Origin of the sequence: Streptobacillus notomytis (assembly GCF_001902585.1) — a bacterium.
GTDB classification, from domain to species: Bacteria; Fusobacteriota; Fusobacteriia; order Fusobacteriales; family Leptotrichiaceae; genus Streptobacillus; species Streptobacillus notomytis.
The window spans coordinates 63,618-80,911 of record NZ_LKKV01000024.1 but is presented as its reverse complement, the minus strand read 5'-3'; the positions used below and the strand labels follow the sequence as shown (position 1 = coordinate 80,911).

Genomic DNA, 17,294 nt, shown 5'->3' with positions numbered 1-17,294 from the left:
TGATATAGCTGAATAATAATATATAAATAGCTTACTTTAGTAAGCTATTTTTAAAATAAAGGAGAGAAATTATGAAAAAAATACCAAATGCAGTAGGACCATATTCTGCATATTATATAGCTGGAGATTTCCTATATATTTCAGGACAATTAGGAATAAATCCTGAAACTAACGTTATAGAAGGAAAAACAGCAGCAGAACAAGCAAAACAATCATTAGAAAATTTAAAATCAATTTTAGAAATTAATGGATTAACTACAAAAGATGTAGTTAAAACTATGGTTCTTTTAGATGATATAAACGACTTTACATCTGTAAATGAAGTTTATGAAACATATTTTCAAGAACCATTTCCTGCAAGATCTGCCTTTGAGGTAGGTAAATTACCTAAGGGTGGTTTAGTTGAAATTGAAGCTATAGCATATATTAAAAAATAGAAGATAGTCCAGATTTTTACTGGACTATTTTTTAAAAAGTGAAAAATATATCTTGATTTTTTGGGATTTTTGAGGTATAATGATAAATATTTAACTAGATAGGTTAAAGTTAAAAATTATTGGAGGTAAAAATGGTAGTTAAAGACATCAAAAGTTTAAAAGAAATGATGAAAAAAGTTAGAGAAGCCCAAGAACAATATGCTTCATTTACGCAAGAGCAAGTAGACAAAATTTTTAGAAAAGTTGCTCAAACTATTAATGATCAAAGAATTATTCTTGCAACTATGGCTGTTGAAGAAACAGGTATGGGTCTAATAGAAGATAAGGTTATTAAAAATCACTTCGCATCAGAATACATATATAACAAGTATAAAGATGAAAAAACTTGTGGTATTTTAGAAGAAGATAAATCTTATGGTATTAAGAAAATAGCTACTCCTATTGGTGTTATTGCAGGTGTTATACCTACAACAAATCCTACATCTACAGCAATATTTAAAATATTGCTTGCATTAAAAACAAGAAATGCAATTATTATATCTCCACACCCAAGAGCTAAAAATTCAACTATATATGCAGCAAAACTTGCATTAGAGGTTGCTAAAAAATATGGAGCACCAGATAATATCATATCTTGGATAGATGAACCAAGTATGGAACTTTCAAGAGAATTAATGGCAAGTGTTGATTTAATATTAGCTACAGGTGGACCTGGAATGGTTAAAAGTGCTTATTCTTCTGGAACACCGGCTATAGGGGTAGGAGCAGGAAATACTCCAGTAATTATAGATGAAACAGCTGATGTTAAGATGACAGCAAATTACATATTATTATCAAAGACATTTGATAATGGTGTTATTTGTGCATCAGAACAATCTGTTATATTACCTGAATCAAGATACGATGAAATTAAAAAAGAATTTATAAATAGAGGAGCATACGTTCTTAAAAAAGATGAAATTCAAAAAGTTAGAGATGTAATGTTTAAAGAAGGAGCTTTAAATTCTGATATAGTTGGTCAAAGTGCATACACTATAGCTACTATGGCTGGATTAAAAGTACCTGAAAATATTAGAGTATTAATAGGGGAAGTTAAAGATTATTCTGAAAAAGAAGCTTTCGCTCATGAAAAATTATCTCCAATCCTAGCTATGTATAAAGCTAAAGGATTTGAAGAACAAATGATTATAGCTAAAGCATTAATTGAACTTGGTGGACTTGGACATACTTCTTGTATGTATATAAATGAAGCTGAAATAGAAAAGATTAATAGATTTGGTAGAGAAATGAAAACAGGAAGAACCCTTATAAACATGCCAGCATCACTTGGAGCAATAGGGGATGTATTTAACTTTAAATTAGAACCATCATTAACACTAGGTTGTGGATCATGGGGAGGAAACTCTGTATCAGAAAATGTAGGAGTTAAGCATTTATTAAACGTTAAAACAGTAGCAGAAAGAAGGGAAAATATGTTGTGGTTTAAAGTTCCAGAAAAAATTTACTTTAAATATGGATCACTTCCTGTAGCTATAGAAGAATTAAAAGATGATAATCATAAAAAAGCCTTTATAGTAACAGATAGTACTTTAGCAGAATTAGGATATACTAACCATATTACTAAAGTATTAGAAAAAATAGGAATAGATTACAGAATATTTTCAAATGTTGGAGTAGACCCTACATTAAGTTCTACTATTGCAGGAGCAGAGGCTATGAGAGAATATCAACCAGATGTAATTATTGCACTTGGTGGAGGTTCTGCAATGGATGCTGCAAAAATAATGTGGGTGCTATATGAATATCCTAAAATTAGATTTAAAGATTTAGCTATGAGATTTATGGATATACGTAAGAGAATATTTGCATTCCCTAAAATGGGTATTAAAGCTAAATTTGTAGCTGTTGCAACTTCTGCAGGAACTGGTTCAGAAGTAACACCATTTTCAGTAATTACTGATGATGAAACAGGAATAAAATACCCATTAGCTGATTATGAGTTAACTCCAGATGTTGCTATTAACGACCCTGAATTAATGTTAACTATGCCTAAAGGATTAACTGTAGCATCAGGTATAGATGTATTTACACATGCTATAGAATCATATGTTTCAGTTTTAGCAACTGAATATACAAAACCTTATTCATTAGAAGCTATGAAATTAGTTATGCAATATTTACCTGAATCAGTAATATTAGGTTCAAAAGCAGTTAAGGCTAAAGAAAAAATGGCTAATGCATCATGTATAGCAGGTATGGCTTTTGCAAATGCATTTTTAGGAATTAACCATTCATTAGCACATAAATTAGGAGGTAAATTCCACGTACCACATGGTATAGCAAATGCTTTAGTAATATCAGAGGTTATAAGGTTTAATGCAGAAGAAGCACCAACTAAGATGGGAGTATTCCCTCAATATAGATATCCAGATGCAGGAAATCGTTATGCTAAGGTTGCTGATTTCTTAGGATTATCTAAAGCTGGTCAAACTAAAGAAGAAAAAATTGAAGCTTTAATTGAAGGTATAGAAGAATTAAAAGAAAAAATTGGAATACCAAAAACTATTAGAGATTGGGGAATATCTGAAAAAGATTTCTTAGAAGCTGTAGATGAGTTATCAGTTGATGCATTTGATGATCAATGTACTCCTGCAAATCCAAGATATCCATTAATTTCAGAATTAAAAGAAATATACTTGAAATCTTATTACGGGAAAGAAGAATATTTAAAAATGAAAAATTCTAAATAAAAGTAAAATAAAATGCTCGTGTTCGCGCGAGTATTTTTATTTATTATAATAATCAAATGCACATTATTACATGAAAAAAATAAATGAAATTTTTTTTCATTTTTTTTTGCATTTTTGAAAAATTGAGGTATAATATACTAGGTGATTAAAATGCAATTTAAGTTTTTAAAAAATGTAGGACATGAATTAGGATTGACATCTATGTTCTGTTCAAGAATAGGTGAATATATATTAATATATGGTGGTTCTAATTTTCCAAATGGAACACCTCCATATGGAAGTAGAAAAGTATATAGTGATATGTACTTATATGATTTAGATTTTAATTTGATTTCTAAACAAAATGGTAAGATTTGCCCTGATAAATCTATAGTAGTAAATTATGATAATAAGGTATATTTAATATCAGGTGCAGAAAATACAAAAATATATGAATACACACTAGAGGGAAATAAGGTTATTGAAACAGAAATTTTTGATTTAGGTTTTGAAATTGTTGGTGGATTTGGTGGAGTATATAACGAGAAGATTTATTTTGGGAAAGAATATATATATGAGTTTGATTTAAAAAACTTGAAATTAAGTAAACTTACTAAATTTATAGGTGAGGTTAGAGAACAATCTATAAACTTCATATCTAATGGTAAATTATACTTATTTAGTGGTGCCTCAAATATTTGTTATTTAGATTCATATTTATATGATATAGATAAGAATGAGTGGAAGAAAATAACTCTCCCTCCTATTTGTTTGACTGCTGCAGCCTCTTGTAAGATAGATGATAATAATTTTTTAATTGTGGGAGGTTGCAACAAAGAAATTTATGATGAAGCAGTACAAAGATTAGGAGATATAGAGTTTAAGAAAGCTTATTTTTCTAAGAATAGAGAAGAATTTAAGTGGAATAAGGACATATATCTATTTAACACATTAGAAGAAAAATTTATATTCATATCTAATGGAGATATATTAAATGCTACTTGTGGTTCTAGTATGATAAAAATTGATAAAAAAGTTTATTTAATTAATGGAGAAATAAAGCCTGGATATAGGACAGCTCAAGTTTTAATAGGAGATTTAACATGAAATATATTACATTGATACAATCATTTTACCCATCTTTTAGTAAACAAGAAATTAAGGTGGCAGATTATGTAATTAAAGAAAGAGATGCAATTTGTTTTATGCCTCTTCATGAAATTACTAAAAAAATAAATGTATCAGAAGCAACTATAGTTAGGTTCGTAAAAAAAATTGGATTTAAAGGTTTTATTGATTTTAAACTTGAAGTAGCAAGAGAAATAGCAAAAATGGAAGATGAGAAGCAAACTAAAGAACACTATATTGAAAATATTGAATACAACATATTAGAAACAATAAAAGATACTAAGATTTTAATTAATAAGGAAGATGTAGAAAAAGCTATAGAAGCAATAGAAAATTCTAAAAAACTATATGTATTTGGAATGGGAGCATCAGGTGTTGCTGCTTTAGAATTTCAAAATAGGTTTATGAGATTTGGGAAAATTGGACATAGTGTAAGTGATGGACATTTCCAAGTTATGTATGCTTCAACAACTACAGAAAAAGATGTAATAGTAGTAATAAGTTTATCTGGAGAAACAGTAGATTTAATTTATCCACTATCAATAGCTAAGGGAAATGGTTGTAAGATAATAGCTATTACAAATTATATATTATCTCCCATTGCTAAAATGTCAGATATTGTTATATTAACTTCTGGTAAAGAAACTTTACTTAATGGAGGCGCGTTAGTATCTAAGATATCCCAGTTATATATTATAGATGTATTAGCTACAGGATATGCTCTGAGAAATAGTAAGAAAGCTAAATTAGTAAGACAAGGTATGGCAGAAGCTATAGCCAATAAGAATAAATAGGAGGAAATAGTGAGTAACAAATTATTAGAACAATTAAAAGGACAATTAATAGTGTCTTGTCAAGCACTTCGTGGCGAGCCATTATACATTGAAAATGCTACAATTATGCCATTAATGGCAAGGGCAGCTATAATGGCAGGTGCAAAGGGAATAAGAGCAAATGGAACATTAGATGTTAGAGAAATAAAAAAGGAAGTTGATGTTCCTGTAATAGGATTAATTAAGAAAAATTATGAAGGATTTCCTCAATATATTACTGTTGGTATGTCTGAAATAGATGATTTAGTTGAAGCAGGTGCAGATATTATAGCACTAGATTGCACTTTAAGAGATAGATATGATGGAAAAACTATTAATGAATTTATTGCAGAAATTAAAGAAAAATATCCAAACATATTACTAATGGCTGATATCTCAAATTTAGAAGAAGGAATAAATGCTGAAAAAGCTGGAGTAGATATTGTTGGAACAACACTTAATGGATATACACCTTATACAGAAACTATGGATAAAGGACCTAATTATGAGTTAGTAGAAAAATTAGCTACTATACTTAAAATACCTGTTATTGCAGAAGGAAGAATACATGATCCTAGTGCAGCTAAAAAAATGTTAGATCTTGGAGCATATGCAGTAGTGGTAGGAGGAGCTATTACAAGACCTTTAGAAATAGCAAATAGATTTATAGAAGGTATGGGATTAAAATGAAAATAATTTGTTTTGATATAGGTGGAACTAATATTAAATATTCAATAATAGAAGATATTAATAATTTTGAAGTAAAAACTATAGAAACTAGAATTACTAAAGATGATAACCATATTTTAGAAGATGTATTAAAAATAGTAGGAGAAAATACTGATGTTGATGCTGTGGGTATTTCAACAGCAGGAGTAGTAGATTCTAAAATTGGTGAGGTTATATTTGCTGGACCTACTATCCCTAAATATACAGGAACTAAGTTTAGAAAAATAATAGAAGAAAAATATGGATTAAAAACTTTTGTAGAAAATGATGTTAATTCAGCAGCATTTGGAGAATATTGTTTTTCTAATTATGAGGGTTCTATGTTTATGCTAACTATAGGAACGGGAGTAGGTGGTTCTCTTCTATTAGATGGTAATATATTTAGTGGTGCTTCAATGACTGCTGGAGAAATAGGATATATGCCATTAAATGATGGACATTTTCAAGATTTTTCATCAGCAACATATTTAACTAATTATGTTAGTGAAAAATTGGGTAAAAAAGTTGATGGAAAATATGTATTTGAAGAGGCTAAAAAAGGTGATGCATTATGTAATGAAGCTATAGATAAGATGGTATATAATTTAACTACAGGATTGTTAAATATTATTTATATGATTAATCCTGATAACATTGTAATAGGTGGTGGAATTACTGCCCAAGGAAAATACTTAGAGGATAAGATATTAGAACTCTTGGATAAAAGATTAATAGGAAAACAGTTTAAGAGTAATGTTAAATTAGCAAATTTAAAAAATTCAGCAGGAATATATGGAATATATAACATAGTTAGAAAGGAAATGAAATGAGTTACAATTTAGAAAAATTTAAAGGAGTATTTGTTGCAATGTATTCTACTTATGATGATAGTGGGAACATTTCAACAGAAAGAGCAAAAGAATTAACAAAGTATTACATTGAAAAAGGAGTAAAAGGTCTTTATGTAGGAGGATCTTCAGGAGAAGGAGTACTTCAAAGTGAAGAAGAAAGAAAAGCTGTGCTTGAAGCAGTTATGGAAGTAGCTAAAGATAAGTTAGTTATAATAGCTCATGTGGGTGCAAATTCTACCCCTGAATCAGTAAGACTTGCTAAACATGCTAAAAAATGTGGTGTTGATGCAGTATCATCAATTCCATGTGTATATTATGGATTTTCTCCTAAGGCAGTAAAAGAACATTGGAATGCTATGATAGATGCTACAGATTTACCATTTATTATTTATCATATACCGCAAACAACTAGATTTAACCTACCTATTTCCTTATTAGAAGAAATGGCTGCTATGGAAAAGGTTATAGGAATTAAATGTTCTTCTGAATCTACATTTGAATTACAACAATTTAAATATATAGGTTCTAAAGTAAAAAATGGTGAATTTATAGTATTTAATGGACCAGATGAACAATTTATTGCAGGACGTATGATAGGAGCAGATGGTGGAATAGGTGGAACATATGGAGTTATGCCTGAATTATTCGTTAAATTAAATGAATACATGGAAAATAGAGAATTTGACATGGCAAGAGAATTACAAAATGAAGTAAATGAAGTAATAAAAGGATTATTAAAAGGACCATCATTATATGGTTTAGCAAAATATATTTTACATTTAAGAGGAATACATACAGGAGCTCCAAGAGGACCAATGTTACCTGTAGTTGAAGAAAAGGATATAGAGCTTGCTAAAGAGTTAAATGATAAGATAGAAAAATTAATTAATAAGTATTGCAATTAAAATAAATATTATATATCGGAGGGAATTATGAATAAAAAATTCAAAATGTTAGCAGCTATAGCTGCATTAGCATTTACAGCATTTTCGTGTGGTAAAAAAACAGAAACAAAATCTGAAGGACCTGTAACTATTAAATATTGGTCTTTCCCTAATTTTACAGCTGATGAAGAATTTAAGACACCAGAAGAATTTGACATGGCTTTAATAAAAGCGTTTGAAGAAGCAAATCCAGGTATTAAAGTTGAATATCAAAAAATTGACTTTACAGATGGACCAGCAAAACTTGAAACAGCTATACAATCTAAATCGACTCCAGATGTTGTTATTGATGCTCCAGGAAGAGTAATAGACTGGGCTAAAAAAGGATATTTAGTTCCTTTTGATATTGACACTTCTGTTTATTCTAAATCTATGTTATCAGCTTCAAGTTATGATGGTAAATTATATCTATATCCATTAGGAACAGCACCATTTGTTATGGCATTTAATAGAGTTATTACTGATAAATTAGGTATTACTGATATGTTGCCATTAAATAGACCTGGAAGAAACTGGACAGTTGCTGAATTTGAAGTATTATTAACAGCTATTAAAGAAAAAGCATCAAAAATAGATCCAATATTATTATATACTAAATCACAAGCAGGGGATCAAGGTCCTAGAGCATTTGTTTCTAACTTATTTGATTCATGGATTACAAATAAAGAAATAACTAAGTATACTATTAATGATGAAAATGGAGTTAAGAGTTTAGAATGGATTAAACAAGCTTATGATAAAGGACTTTTAGGAAAAGGAGTTTCATCAGAAGCTAAAGATGCATTAGAAGCATTTAGAAGTGGAAATGCAGCAGGAACAATACTTTACTCACCAGGATTAAAAGGTGGGAAAGCAGATGTTGAAGCTATAAAAGCAGGTAAATTAGATCCAGTATATGTTGCCTTCCCTAATGAAAGTGGACAATCTAAATTTGAATTCTTATTAGCAGGGGCAGCAATATTTGATAATGAAGATATGGCAAGAAGTGAAGCTGCTAAGAAATTTGTTGATTTCATAGCTAATGATTCAGTATGGGGACAAAGAGCTCTTAAGGCAACTAGAAACTTCTCACCAGTTGGGAAAAAAGGGCTTTATGGTGATGATGTAGAAACTAAATTCATAGAATCACAAAGTGGAAATTTTGGACCTTACTACAACACTATAGATGGTTATGCTCAAATGAGACCATTATGGTTTAACATGATTCAATCAGTATTAAATGGGCAAGTTAGTCCTAAAGAAGCATTAGATAAATTCGTTGAAAATGCAAATAAAACAATTGAAGACGCAAAATAGTAATAGAAAATAGAAGGGGTAGAGCTTTCTACCCCTTTTATATAAGGAGAGGTGCAATAGATGTTTAGTTCTATTAAAAAAATAAACTTTAAAAAAATAGATTATAGTGCATATTTATTTATTTTACCAATAATGATATTCTTTTCAACATTTGTTTTATATCCAATGGCTAAAGGGATTTATTTATCGTTATTTAGATTTAGAGGACGTAATACAACATTTGTTGGATTAAAACATTATATAGATTTATTTAGTGATGATGTGTTTATAAAGTCTGCAACAAATACTGTAATAATTACTATGATAGCAGTTCCTATAGTAGTTGCATTTTCTATATTTGTTGCTATTAATATTTATGAAAGAAGTGCATTAGTAAGATCGATTTTTAGAGGTATATTTTATATACCGGCTATATCATCAGTAGTTTCAGTTACTGTTGTATGGAATTGGATTTATCATCCAAAATATGGAATATTAAATTATATTTTAAATAGTACACATATTACAAGTAACCAAATAGATTGGCTTGGTAATCCTAGAACGGCTATATATGCCATTATAGCGATACTGATTACTACTAGTGTTGGTCAACCTATAATTTTATATGTAGCAGCTTTAGGAAATGTTCCTAAAGATTTAATAGAAGCTTCAAAAATTGATGGTGCTACAGATTCTCAGTGTTTTAGAAAGATTATATGGCCAACTATTAAACCAACAACATTATATATAGTGGTTGTTACAACTATTAATAGTTTTCAAATATTTGCTTTAATACAATTATTAACAGCAGGTGGACCAAATTATTCAACATCAACAATAATGTATTTAGTTTACCAAAAAGCAATAGTAGAAACTAGATTTGGTGTTTCATCAGCAATGGGAGTATTACTTGCGATTATAATTGGTATAATTTCAGTATTACAATTTAAATTCTTATCACATGATGTAGATTAATTAGGTTAGGAGAAAGTATGGAAGTTAAAAAAACAACACCTTTAGGTGTAATATCAATAATAGTATTAATTATATTTGCTCTGTTCTTTATATTTCCATTTTATTGGATATTAACAGGTTCATTTAAAATACAAGATGTTGCAATAAGTATACCACCACAATGGATACCAATTTCGCCAACTCTTGATAACTATAGACAATTATTAGTAAATAATACTGCAAGATGGTTCTTTAATTCGGTATTTATTTCTAGTATGACAACAATATTAGTTTGTGTAACTGCAACACTTGCAGGATATGCTTTAGCTAAAAAAAGTTTTCCAGGAGTAAATGTATTATTTATAGTGTTTGTTGCTGCAATGGCATTACCTAAACAAGTAATTTTAATACCATTACTTAAGTTTATAACTGAATTAGGTTGGATAGATACATATCAAGCATTAATCTTACCAGCAGTAGGATGGCCTTTTGGAGTATTCTTAATGAAACAATTCTCACATTCAGTTCCTAATGAATTGCTTGAATCAGCAAAAATTGATGGTTGTGGAGAATTTAAAACATTTTTATCTATAGTATTACCTATAGTTAAACCTGGAATAGGAGCTTTAGCAATATTTACATTTATTGCAAGCTGGAATGATTATTTCTCTCAATTAATATTTACTAATAGTGAATTGATGAAAACATTACCACTAGGTGTGGCTTCAATGGCACAACTTGCAGAGTTTTCATTAAATTATGGATTATTAATGGCAGGGGCAGCCCTTGCATCTATGCCTATGATAATAGTATTTTTAATGTTCCAAAGCTATTTCACACAAGGAGTTACTATGGGAGCTGTTAAAGGATAAATATTTTAGGAGGAAATCATGTATAAAAAAATTAAAATGTTAATAATTACAGTTTTATTATCTATTAGCATATTTTCTTGTGGCAAGAATAATAAAATAGATGGAATAGTTACAATTAAATATTGGTCCTTTCCTAATTTCAATGCAGATGCTGAATTAAAAACATCTGAAGAATTTGATATGGCTTTAATAAAAGCATTTGAGAAAGCAAATCCCAATATTAAGGTTGAATATCAAAAAATAGATTTTACAGATGGACCTGCAAAGCTTGAGACTGCTATTATTTCTAAATCAAATCCTGATGTTATTATTGATGCTCCAGGAAGGGTAATAGATTGGGCTAAAAAAGGATATTTAGTTCCTTTTGATATTGACACTTCTGTTTATTCTGACACAATAGTTTCAGCTGCAAGCCATGATGGAAAACTTTATCTATACCCATTAGGTACTGCACCATTTGTTATGGCATTTAATAGAGTTATTACAGATAGATTAGGTGTTACTGATATGTTGCCATTAAATAGACCTGGAAGAAATTGGACGGTAGAAGAATTTGAAGCCTTATTAACAGCTATTAAAGAAAGAGATTCAAGTATAGATCCAATAATATTTTTCAATAAATCAACAGATGGAAGTCATGGACCAAGATCTTTTGTTCTTAACCTATTTGATACTTGGCTTACAAATAAAGACGTGACTAAGTATATAGTTAATAATGAAAAGGGGATTAAGGCTTTAGAATGGGCTAAGAAAGCACATGATGAGGGATTATTAGGAGATGGTGTTTCATCAGAGGCAAAAGATGCTTTAGAAGCATTTAGAAGTGGACTTTCAGCAGGTACTATGATTTACTCACCTGGATTAAATGCTATAAGAGGAAATCAAATAGCTATAGAAAAAGGTAAGTTAGATCCTGTATATGTAGCTATGCCAAATAGTAGTGGACAGGCTAAATATGAGATGTTGCTTGCAGGAGGAGCTGTATTTAATAATGGGGATAAAGCTAAAATTGAAGCTTCTAAAAAATTTATAGATTTTGTAATTAATGATGAAGTATGGGGTCAAAGAGCTCTTAAGGCAACTAGAAACTTCTCACCAGTTGGGAAAACAGGACTTTATGGTGATGATGAGGAAACTAGATTTATAGAATCTATAAATGGAAATTATGGACCATATTACAACACTATAGATGGATTTGCTCAAATGAGACCATTATGGTCAAATATGGTGCAAGCTGTATTAAATGGACAAATTAGTCCTAAAGATGGACTAGATAAGTTTGTTATAGATGCAACTAAGACAATTGAAGATGCGAAATAAGGGTGTATGAGTTGTGATAGTTTTATTATGGTTTTATTATAGTAAGTTATATATATTAGGATCACTATTATTTACATTCTTTTTAAATAAGGTCACAAATAAGTTATATTTACCACCATTAATAATTAATATGGTTGGAGTTATTATGTTATTTGTAATTCCTTATCATTCTAGAACTTATGCAATGTATTTTAACTACATGCCTATAGTAGTTACAAGTGCATTGTTAAATATTATAATATACTTATTTAGAAAAAATAAGTAATTTATTATAATCAAAAAAGTCTGAAACTTTAATATATTAAAAATTTCAGACTTTTTTATATAAGCCAAAATACCGGAGTGATGAGAATTGGTCGCCTTATAAATAAAACGTGGTAGCCATATATTAGATATTATAAGATCCGTAAAAGCTCTATGTCATTTCGTGATTTCCTTAAGCATACATTAACAGTGACAGCCCCTTTTCCAAAGAGTAAAGCCCAAAAATCTGTTATCACTATTCCGAATATTTTCGCAAATTAATTATAGCAGTATTTTACTATTTTTTCAATTATTATCTTTGCTTATTTCAAGTATTTATGATATCATTTTATTAAAATATTAACTAGTGAAAGAAGTGATAAATATGGCTCTTATAAAAATATTAGATGATAGTATTTCAAATATTATTGCAGCTGGTGAAGTTGTAGAAAATCCAGCAAGTATGATAAAAGAACTTCTTGAAAATGCTTTAGATGCAGGATCAACATCTATACAAATAGAGGTATTAAATGGAGGAATATATGTAAAAATATCAGATAATGGAAAAGGTATGAGTAGAGAAGATGTACTTTTAAGTATAGAAAGACATGCTACATCTAAGATATCTACTAAAGAAGATATATTTAATTTACGTACATATGGATTTAGAGGAGAGGCATTGGCTTCAATTGCAGCTGTTTCAAAGCTTTCTATTAGTAGTAAAACAGCAGAAGATAAAATGGGAACAATACTTAATGCTTATGCTGGAGTAGTTAGAAAATATGAAAGTTTTTCTAGAAGTATAGGAACTGAGATAGAAATAAGGGATCTGTTTTATAACACACCAGCAAGAAAGAAATTTTTAAGAAAAGAAGGAACTGAATATAATAAGATTAAAGATATAGTTCTTAAAGAGGCTTTAGCTAACCCACATGTTTCAATAACTCTATATATAGATGGTAAAACTACTTTAAAAACGACAGGTAATGGTATGGAAAATACTATTTTTGAGCTTTTTGGTAAGAATGTACTTAAAAATTTAGAGAAATTTGAATATGGGTATTTAGGTAATGTTGAAATTTTAAGGTCATCAAAAGAATATATATACACTTATGTTAACGGTAGGTATGTTAAATCTAATTTGATTGATAGGGCAGTTATAGATGCTTATTATACTAAATTAATGAGAGGGAGATATCCTTTTGTTATACTAATGTATGATGTAAATCCACAAGAAATAGATGTAAATGTACATCCAAGTAAGAAAATTATAAAATTCTCTGATGAAAAAATAGTATATGGAGATATTAAAAGATCTATTGAAAATTTCTTTTATGAGTTTGATAGAAGATCTTGGCAGCCTACATTAATACCTAAAACCAAAGAAATAGTTGAAGATGATGTAAAAATAAAATATGAACCTTTAAATACATTATTAAAAGATGAAGAAGAAATTATTACTGAGCCTTTATTGTTTAAGGAAAAAACGGATTTTGAGGTAAAAGAATCTAAGTTAATATATGAAAATCCTTTTTATGAGAAAGAAGAGGAAGAGATTATATTAGAAAAAGAAGAAAAAAAATCAGAGTATTTACAACCATTTTTTGAAAAAAAAGAAGGAGAAGTAAAATATTATGAAGTATTAGGTCAAATATTTGATACATATATATTAGTTAGCAGAGATAATAATTTGGAAATATATGATCAACATATTATACATGAAAGATTGCTTTATGAAGAATTAATGGCTAATTTTGAAAAAAAGCAAATTAGTTCTCAAATACTTCTTTTGCCTGAATTAATAGATATTACTCCTGTTGATAAGGATATAATATTTAGTAATATGGAGATATTTGAAGGGCTTGGTTTTGAAATTGATGAGATTTCAAATAATCAAATAGCTTTAAGGGCAGTTCCTAACTTTAATTTTAGAGAGAGTGTAACTAATATTTTAGAAAATATATTAATTGATTTAAAGAATAAAAATAAGGTAGGAGATATTAGAGAAAAAATAATAATATCTATGTCTTGTAGAGGAGCTATTAAAGCAGGTCAAAAATTAAATATTAAAGAAATGCAAAATATGGTAAGAAGATTACATGAAGTAGGTAAGTATACTTGTCCTCATGGAAGACCTATTATATCTAAAATATCTAAATACGATTTAGACAAAATGTTTGGACGTGTGAAATAACTTGACTTTTCCTTCTATATATGATATATAAACTTGGTAAGGTGGATTTTTGTGTTAAAAATTAATTTAATTTGTGTTGGAAAAATAAAGGAAAAATATATAATTGATGGTATAGAAGAATTTTTAAAAAGGTTATCTAAATATGTTAAAATCAATATTATTGAATTAAAAGAAGAAGCAGACAATAATATTAATTTTTCTATTAATAAAGAATCAAGATTATTAATAGAAAATATAAATAAAAATTCTGGATACAATATATTATTAGATATTAAAGGTGAAAATATTACAAGTGAAAAATTAGCTTATAAAATATCTAATTTAAAATTAAACTATAGTGAAATAAATTTCATTATAGGAGGTTCTAATGGATATAATGATGAAGTTAGAAAATTGGCAGATTTTAAATTAAGTTTTTCTAAAATGACGTTCCCACATCAATTAATGAGACTTATTCTTATAGAACAAATTTATAGAAGTATATGTATAGAAAATAATATTAAATATCATAAATAGGAGGAGTTTTTGATGTATACAATAGGTGATGAATTTGAATATGATGTAAATGAGAGTTTAGAGTATTTTACATGTATTGGGGAATTTCCGTATGCAGGTATAGAATATTTGATATGTGAAAATGAATATGGAATTAAAAAAGTATTTTTTTATGATGATGATGACTTGATTTTAGTAGAAGATGAAGATGAAGAAGAAAATGTATTAGATAGTTTTCAAGAAGAATCATACAAGATAAATGAAAAAGAATTTAATTGGTATGAAGAAAATGATTATAATGATTTTGATCCAGCTTTTAATGATGATAATGGATTAGAGGATAATTATATAGAAGATGATATGGGGTTATTAAATGATTATTCAGATGAAGATGATGAGGATATAGACACTTTCCTTGATGACCTATTTGATGATGAAAAATTTGAAAATTAGGAATAAATATGAAAATTGAAATAAAAGATAATTTCACAGGGGATGTTAGTTTAATTGAAAATATAGAATTTAAGTATTATAATAGTGAATTAAGTTATATATATAATAATGAAAAATATTTATGGAAATTTCATGAAAATGAGATGTTACTAGAAAAAATTGGGGAAATAGAATACTTACATAGATATATAAAAGGTAGATTAACTATGTCATTAATAAAAATGAATGGTTTAGAGATGCAAGTATATATATTAACAAAGGAGATTGAAAAGGGAAAAAGTTGGTTTAAATTAGTGTATAATATATATAGTGATAGGGATATAGAAAATTTAATTTCAAGTTTTGAAGTTAAAATTAACTTAGGAGGAATAAATGGAAAATAAAGAAAATGCAGTTAATGAAACCTATGTAATGAAAGAGAAATATAGAAAAATTGATGAATTGAAATCTTTAGGATTAGAACCATATGGAAGATATTTTGATAAAAAAGATGAAATAGGAAGTATTTTAAACTTTGATGAATCTTCAGAAAAAGAATTTAAAACTGCTGGAAGAATAATGTCATATAGAAGAATGGGTAAAAATGGGTTCGCACATATTCAAGATCCTACAGGGAAAATTCAAATTTATGCTAAAAAAGACGAAATAGGGGAAGAAGAATACGAAACATTTAAAAGACTTGCGACAGGAGATTTTGTTGGAGTAGTAGGTAAATTATTTCGTACACAAACAGGTGAGTTAACAATTAAAGCATCACATTTAGAGATATTATCTAAAAATATTAGACCCCTTCCTGATAAGTTTTCTGGACTTCAAAACATTGAAATGCGTTATAGACAAAGATATATTGATTTAGTTATGAATCCTGAAGTTATGGATACTATGAAAAAAAGATTTGAAATAATTAGATATTTCAGAACATATTTAGAGAAAAAAGGATTTTTAGAAGTTGAAACTCCTATGTTACATCCTACTTTAGGTGGTGCAAATGCAAGACCATTTATTACTCATCATAACGCTTTAGATATGGATATGTATTTAAGAATAGCACCAGAGCTTTATTTAAAAAGACTATTAGTTGGAGGATTTGAAAAAGTTTTTGAAATAAATAGAAACTTTAGAAATGAAGGAGTATCTATTAAACATAATCCAGAATTTACTATGATGGAACTTTATCAAGCCTATGCTGATTTTAATGATATGATGAATATTACTGAGGATTTAATTTCATCACTTACTTATCATCTATATGGAACTTACGAAATACCTTATGAAGATAAAACTATAAATCTTGCAAAACCTTGGAGAAGAGTAACTATGAGAGAAATAGTTAGAGAACATACAGGTTTTGTTATGGATGAAAATACTACTGATGAATCAGCAATAGAATTTGCTAAGGGACTGGGTATACATTTAGATAAGGATAAGAGTTATACTAAATTTGGTATTTTAAACTTATTATTTGAAGAAAAGGTAGAACATACTATTGTTAATCCAACATTTGTTACAGATTATCCAAAAGAAATCTCACCTTTATCTAAAAATTCTAAAGGGGAAAGTGAATGGGTAGATAGATTTGAGCTATTTATTACAGGAAGAGAATATGGTAATGCTTATTCTGAGTTAAATGATCCTAAAGATCAAAAAGAAAGATTTGAAGAACAGGTTAGAGCAAAAGAAAATGGAGATGATGAAGCATCTGAAATGGATTTAGACTATATTAGAGCTTTAGAATATGGAATGCCACCTGCTGGAGGACTTGGAATAGGTATAGATAGACTTGTGATGTTACTTACAAATTCATCATCTATAAGAGATGTAATTATGTTCCCTACTTTAAAAAAGGAAACACATTTTGAATAATATATATAAAGGGTAT

The 17,294-nt window shown here is 28.4% G+C and carries 17 protein-coding genes; all 17 read left to right on the top strand.

Going from position 1 to position 17,294, the window contains the following annotated elements; all coding sequences use genetic code 11:
- Nucleotides 1-71 precede the first annotated feature (71 nt).
- Nucleotides 72-437: a Rid family detoxifying hydrolase gene (locus tag BUE91_RS01160; protein WP_066901112.1), complete on the top strand. Its 366-nt coding sequence runs from the start codon at nucleotides 72-74 to the stop codon at nucleotides 435-437.
- A 131-nt stretch (nucleotides 438-568) separates the two neighbouring features.
- Nucleotides 569-3,187, top strand: a complete 2,619-nt coding sequence (adhE, locus tag BUE91_RS01155; protein ID WP_073507671.1) for a bifunctional acetaldehyde-CoA/alcohol dehydrogenase — start codon at nucleotides 569-571, stop codon at nucleotides 3,185-3,187.
- Nucleotides 3,188-3,337: 150 nt separating this feature from the next.
- Entirely contained in the window at nucleotides 3,338-4,273 is a 936-nt protein-coding gene (locus BUE91_RS01150) for a tRNA wybutosine-synthesizing protein 4 beta-propeller domain-containing protein (RefSeq protein WP_073507670.1), read from the top strand.
- The gene (locus tag BUE91_RS01145; protein ID WP_073507669.1) at nucleotides 4,270-5,088 is read left to right on the top strand and encodes a MurR/RpiR family transcriptional regulator; all 819 of its coding nucleotides are present in this window, start codon (nucleotides 4,270-4,272) and stop codon (nucleotides 5,086-5,088) included. The genes BUE91_RS01150 and BUE91_RS01145 overlap by 4 nt, the downstream gene beginning before the upstream one ends.
- Nucleotides 5,089-5,097: 9 nt before the next feature.
- Nucleotides 5,098-5,796: an N-acetylmannosamine-6-phosphate 2-epimerase gene (locus BUE91_RS01140; protein ID WP_066901104.1), complete on the top strand. Its 699-nt coding sequence runs from the start codon at nucleotides 5,098-5,100 to the stop codon at nucleotides 5,794-5,796.
- Nucleotides 5,793-6,644, top strand: a complete 852-nt coding sequence (locus BUE91_RS01135; RefSeq protein ID WP_073507668.1) for an ROK family protein — start codon at nucleotides 5,793-5,795, stop codon at nucleotides 6,642-6,644. The genes BUE91_RS01140 and BUE91_RS01135 overlap by 4 nt, the downstream gene beginning before the upstream one ends.
- On the top strand, nucleotides 6,641-7,570 hold the full coding sequence (locus BUE91_RS01130; protein WP_066901100.1) for a dihydrodipicolinate synthase family protein: 930 nt from the start codon (nucleotides 6,641-6,643) through the stop codon (nucleotides 7,568-7,570). The genes BUE91_RS01135 and BUE91_RS01130 overlap by 4 nt, the downstream gene beginning before the upstream one ends.
- Before the next feature lie 27 nt (nucleotides 7,571-7,597).
- On the top strand, nucleotides 7,598-8,905 hold the full coding sequence (locus BUE91_RS01125) for an ABC transporter substrate-binding protein (protein WP_073507667.1): 1,308 nt from the start codon (nucleotides 7,598-7,600) through the stop codon (nucleotides 8,903-8,905).
- A 60-nt stretch (nucleotides 8,906-8,965) separates the two neighbouring features.
- Nucleotides 8,966-9,859, top strand: a complete 894-nt coding sequence (locus BUE91_RS01120; protein ID WP_073507666.1) for a carbohydrate ABC transporter permease — start codon at nucleotides 8,966-8,968, stop codon at nucleotides 9,857-9,859.
- A 17-nt stretch (nucleotides 9,860-9,876) separates the two neighbouring features.
- Nucleotides 9,877-10,710 carry a carbohydrate ABC transporter permease gene (locus tag BUE91_RS01115; RefSeq protein WP_066901094.1) on the top strand — a complete coding sequence of 278 codons (834 nt, stop codon included), beginning with the start codon at nucleotides 9,877-9,879 and terminating at the stop codon, nucleotides 10,708-10,710.
- An 18-nt stretch (nucleotides 10,711-10,728) separates the two neighbouring features.
- The gene (locus BUE91_RS01110; protein WP_073507665.1) at nucleotides 10,729-12,030 is read left to right on the top strand and encodes an ABC transporter substrate-binding protein; all 1,302 of its coding nucleotides are present in this window, start codon (nucleotides 10,729-10,731) and stop codon (nucleotides 12,028-12,030) included.
- Between the two features lie 13 nt (nucleotides 12,031-12,043).
- Nucleotides 12,044-12,295, top strand: a complete 252-nt coding sequence (locus tag BUE91_RS01105; protein ID WP_066901090.1) for a hypothetical protein — start codon at nucleotides 12,044-12,046, stop codon at nucleotides 12,293-12,295.
- Nucleotides 12,296-12,658: 363 nt separating this feature from the next.
- Nucleotides 12,659-14,467, top strand: a complete 1,809-nt coding sequence (mutL, locus tag BUE91_RS01100; RefSeq protein WP_073507664.1) for a DNA mismatch repair endonuclease MutL — start codon at nucleotides 12,659-12,661, stop codon at nucleotides 14,465-14,467.
- Nucleotides 14,468-14,518: 51 nt separating this feature from the next.
- The gene (locus BUE91_RS01095) at nucleotides 14,519-14,983 is read left to right on the top strand and encodes a 23S rRNA (pseudouridine(1915)-N(3))-methyltransferase RlmH (protein ID WP_066901086.1); all 465 of its coding nucleotides are present in this window, start codon (nucleotides 14,519-14,521) and stop codon (nucleotides 14,981-14,983) included.
- Nucleotides 14,984-14,995: 12 nt separating this feature from the next.
- Nucleotides 14,996-15,415, top strand: coding sequence for a hypothetical protein (locus BUE91_RS01090; RefSeq protein WP_066901084.1), 420 nt, complete (start codon nucleotides 14,996-14,998; stop codon nucleotides 15,413-15,415).
- A gap of 8 nt (nucleotides 15,416-15,423) precedes the next feature.
- A complete protein-coding gene (locus BUE91_RS01085) occupies nucleotides 15,424-15,798 on the top strand; it encodes a hypothetical protein (RefSeq protein ID WP_073507663.1) in 375 nt (124 codons plus the stop codon).
- On the top strand, nucleotides 15,788-17,278 hold the full coding sequence (gene lysS / locus BUE91_RS01080) for a lysine--tRNA ligase (protein WP_073507662.1): 1,491 nt from the start codon (nucleotides 15,788-15,790) through the stop codon (nucleotides 17,276-17,278). Before BUE91_RS01085 ends, lysS begins: the two co-directional genes overlap by 11 nt.
- Nucleotides 17,279-17,294 lie beyond the last annotated feature (16 nt).